We start from the raw sequence: 4,801 nt of genomic DNA, 5'->3' as shown, positions 1-4,801 counted from the left end.
TTTAAAAATGTGGCAGTAGTTAAAGAACAAGAAATGCCAGATAGTAATTTTTCTACTGTTAAGTATCCAAATCCAGAAGAAAAAGAAGTATTTGATATAGCTATAGAAATGGCTAAAAAAGATGGAGCAGATATAATAATTGGCACTGACCCTGATTGTGATAGAGTGGGTGTTGTTGTTAAGGATAATAAAGGACAATATATTGTTCTTAATGGAAACCAAGTAGGGTCACTTTTAGTTGATTATGTAATGAGCAACAAAGTTGATGAGATAAAGAAAATGAACAATCCAATGATAGTAAAAACGATAGTTACATCGGAGCTTGGTGCTAAAATAGCTAATTCTTATGGAGTTGGATGTGTTGATACATTAACAGGATTTAAATTCATTGGTGAAAAAATCAATGAGTATGAAATGAGTGGAAATTCTACTTTTATCATGGGATATGAAGAAAGCTATGGATATTTAGTAGGTACTCATGCTAGAGATAAAGATGGAGTAGTATCTGCACTATTAATATCTGAAATGGCAGCTTATTATTATGATAAAGGAATGACTTTATACGAAGGTCTTCAGGAGGTTTATGCTAAGTATGGATATTATAGAGAAGAGTTAAAATCTATTACATTAAAAGGCATAGATGGAATGGAAAAAATTAAATCTATAATGAACACTTTTAGAACTTCAGATATAAATGAAATAGGTGGAATTAAGGTAGATGAGCTAAAAGACTATAGTAAGGGTATTGATAGTCTACCTAAATCTGATGTTCTTAAGTTTATATTAGAAAATGGAAGCTGGATAGCAGTTAGACCTTCTGGAACAGAACCTAAGATTAAGTTCTATTTTGGGTGTAATGGTGATGAAAAAGAAGTAGTTGACGTTAAATTAGAAAGAATAATGAATCATATAGATTCTTTATTATCTAAGTAGAAGGGGGGGGTAAATATGTTATGTGCATTAATAATGGCTGGTGGAAAAGGAACTAGATTCTGGCCTCTTTCTACGGAAGAAAAGCCAAAACAGTTTTTAAACTTAATAGGTGAAGATACTATGATACAAATGACTGTAAATAGAATTAAACCTATTATACCAATTGAGAGAATATTTGTTTGTACTGGGGAAATGTATGTTGATCTAGTAAAAGAACAATTGCCTGAATTACCAGAAAGAAATATAATAGTTGAGCCAGAAGGAAGAAATACATCTCCTTGTATAGCATTATCAGCTTTTATAATTAAAAAATTCTATGAAAATGCAAATATGATAGTTTTACCTTCTGATCACTTAATTAAAGATGAAGAAGAATTTAGAAATATTATAGAAGATGCAAATGAATTTGTTAAAGAAAATAATGAAGCTATAATAACTTTAGGTATGCAGCCGACTAGACCTGAAACAGGATACGGATACATTAGATACGGAACTGATGAAGCTTTAGTAAATAATCATAAAGTTATTAAAGTTGATGCTTTTGTTGAAAAGCCAAATAAAGAAAAAGCTGAGGAATATCTAAGAGAAGGAAACTATTTATGGAATGGAGGAATGTTCCTTTGGAGTGTAGAGAATATTTTAAATCAAATAAGATGTTACACTAATGATACATATGAAGCTTTAGTTGATATTGATACTGTTAACGAAGATGACATGCAAAATTTTATAAATAACAATTACTATAAAACAGAAGCTATATCTATAGACTATGCAGTTATGGAAAAGTCTAAATCTATTTATGTAGTTCCAAGTAATTTCGGATGGGATGATGTTGGAAGTTGGGAAGCATTAGATAGATATAGAGAAAAGGATGAAGCTGGAAATATCTTAGTTGGTGATACTAAAGCCGTTGAAGGAGAGAATAATTTAGTTATATCTTCTAGTCATAGTGTGGTTGTTGAAGGTTTAAGTGATATATACGTTATAGAGCATGATGGCAAGATATTAGTTGGGCGTAAGTCTAATGTAGCTAATATAAAAAAATTAAAGAATATTATTTGAGACATGATATGAGTATAAAAATTCAATTATTCTAGTAAATTAAATTGTATAAAATAATTTTTGATTTGTTAAGTGAGAACTCTTTTATGGTAATGATAAGAGTATAATCATAGATGAAATGAGTTTTTATAATAGATTATTTTTAAATTTACTTTTCTTAGATAAATATTCCACAATATGTATTTAAGTAAATTTAAGTTAATATTGTTAGAGAGAACAGTAAACTTTAGATTACAAATTAATTTTCATATTCATGTTTTATAAATGAAATATTGAAAATTAATTTTTTTGTGAAATTATATAACAAAGCCTAACGAGCAATTTTAGATTAGGGCTAAGTGTTTTTGGGAACTTTGATATGTTTGTGTATTTTATACTATCTAAAATAGAAAGCATGATTTACTTTTGTATCTCATATATATGTAAGTTCTATATATAATCTAGATTATCTTAAAGATTGGTATCAATTTAATTTTTGATATATTAAAGTTCAGAATGGACATTTGCTAGTATATGAACATTGTCTATAAAACTATTTTGAATATTGACTGCTTAGTAGATTCAAGAAGTTTTTGTTTTTGAAAATAAGGTTATGAATATAATTAATTATAATATAAATGTTAAGAAATAATAAAATATAGTATATCAAATTAAAATTATCATAAAAAGGCTGTATATCTTAACATTTCGTAATAGAATTAGTTGTTATGATTTAATCTATTGTGCTAGTAAAAATTTAGTGTGTGTGTGTGAAAAAGTCTGTAAATATAAAAACTATCAGTTTTCTATGATAATATTAAATTATTATAGGAGGCTATTTTATTATGAGAAAAAGAAAAATTGAGTGAAGGAAAAGAAATATAATAGCAAGTTTAATTGACGAATACGATATTGAAAGTTATGAAGATACTCAAGATACATTAAAAGATTCACAGGATTGAACTATAGAAAATAGGTTTAAAGTAGAATTAGATAATCACTTATGTTACGGACCATATGAAAGAAACGAATCTTCTAATTCTACAAATGGCAATAGGTCAAAGATGGTAAGGCGTAAATATTATCAGTTAGAAATTGATGTGACTCAAGACTGTGATGAATTTCTTCAACCGAAATAGTAAAAAAGAGACAAAAAGATATCTCTCAAATTGAACAAAAAAATAATATCTATGTATGATAAAGGAGTGTCAATACACCAGATTTAATGACAAATTGATGATATTTATGGATTTGAAGTTAGTTAGAGTATGGTTTCTGACATAACTGAGAGATTACTTTCTCGAATATAAGATTGTAAATAGCATACGCTGAATGAAGTATATCCTATAGTATTTATTGATGTTGTATACTTTTCAGTACGTGATAATCATTTAATAAAAAAATTAGCAGCATGCATTATCTTAATAATAACGAAGAAGATAAAAATGAAATTTTAAGAATTAAAATTAGAGAACATGAAAGTAGTAAGTGCTGTTTAGGAGTTTTTTGTTATAAAAATTAACTAGCATAGCAAGTTAAATTAATCTGGAAAATTATTATCAATTCTTAACAAAATTATTTAAGTAGGTTATACACAATCAGTTTAAGTTCATCTAAATTACAAGTTTTCTAAAAAATATGAAAATGATAAAACAACATATTGGTATATGATAGAGGTTAGGAATGGTGTGTCTTTAATATGTGAGGTAAATACAAGGCATATTAAAGAAGCTTTTTAAAGGTGATAGAATATTGATGAATAGAAGAAAATGTGGAAAAATTAAGTATAAATCATGTAGACATGATTTATATACAATAAGAAATGGTAAATGATATAAAAAGTGGACTTAAGTTGATGGAAATTATAAGTAGTAGTTAATATATAATTAATTTGTTGTTCTAGTTAATTTTTACAATAAATAAAGTTATGGGGAATGATAAATCTATAGCAAAAATTAAAGAGTTAGTATTTTGATAATATACCCATCAACTAACCCTTATGGATGACTCATTTTATCAAAAGGAGTTTACTTTATTTAGAAAATAAATTTTAACTAGTACAATAGATTGCTTAAAATAATAAGATAATTTTAGAAAAAAGATACTATTTACATACCAAAAAGTGTGAAGTATACTATTGTTGTAGGTATACTATTATTAGAATTATACAAGTAAAAAATAAAATTCTAAATAAAAAGTATTAATAGGTATATGATTATTTGGAGGAAGGGATGAATAAAAACAAAGTAAGAAAAGCCATAATACCAGCAGCAGGACTAGGAACAAGATTCCTACCAGCTACAAAAGCACAAGCTAAAGAGATGCTACCAATAGTGGACAAGCCAACATTACAATACATAATAGAAGAAGCAATAGCATCTGGTATAGAAGAAATACTAATAGTAACAGGACGTAACAAAAAATGTATAGAAGACCACTTTGACAGATCAGTAGAATTAGAACTAGAACTTGAAAACAAAGGCAAAAAAGAAATGTTAGAAATGGTACAAAAAATATCTAACATGGTAAACATACATTACATAAGACAAAAAGAGCCAAAAGGATTAGGACATGCAGTTCACTGTGCAAAAAGTTTTATAGGAGATGAGCCTTTTGCAGTTTTACTAGGAGATGATATAGTAGATGCAGAAGTTCCTTGTTTAAAACAAATGATAAATGCTTACGACGAATATAAAACTACAATACTTGGTGTTCAACAAGTAGCTAAAGAAAACGTAGACAAGTACGGGATACTTGATGTTAAACATATAGAAGATAGAGTTTACAAAGTTAAAGATATGGTGGAAAAACCATCAGTTGAAGAAGC

The 4,801-nt window shown here is 27.3% G+C and carries 3 protein-coding genes; all 3 read left to right on the top strand.

The genetic code is table 11. The features are described 5' to 3' along the window. Positions 1–933 (top strand): phospho-sugar mutase (locus J7G74_RS14115; RefSeq protein WP_297136508.1); only part of this gene is annotated, 933 nt, incomplete at its 5' end. A gap of 15 nt (positions 934–948) precedes the next feature. Next, the gene (locus tag J7G74_RS14110) at positions 949–1,995 is read left to right on the top strand and encodes a mannose-1-phosphate guanylyltransferase (RefSeq protein WP_297136506.1); all 1,047 of its coding nucleotides are present in this window, start codon (positions 949–951) and stop codon (positions 1,993–1,995) included. Positions 1,996–4,205: 2,210 nt separating this feature from the next. Then, a partial coding sequence (locus tag J7G74_RS14105) for a UTP--glucose-1-phosphate uridylyltransferase (RefSeq protein WP_297136504.1) occupies positions 4,206–4,801 on the top strand: 596 nt, incomplete at its 3' end.

The organism is Terrisporobacter sp., assembly GCF_017888745.1.
In the GTDB taxonomy this organism is placed as follows: domain Bacteria; phylum Bacillota; class Clostridia; order Peptostreptococcales; family Peptostreptococcaceae; genus Terrisporobacter.
This window is presented reverse-complemented; position numbering and strand designations above follow the sequence as displayed.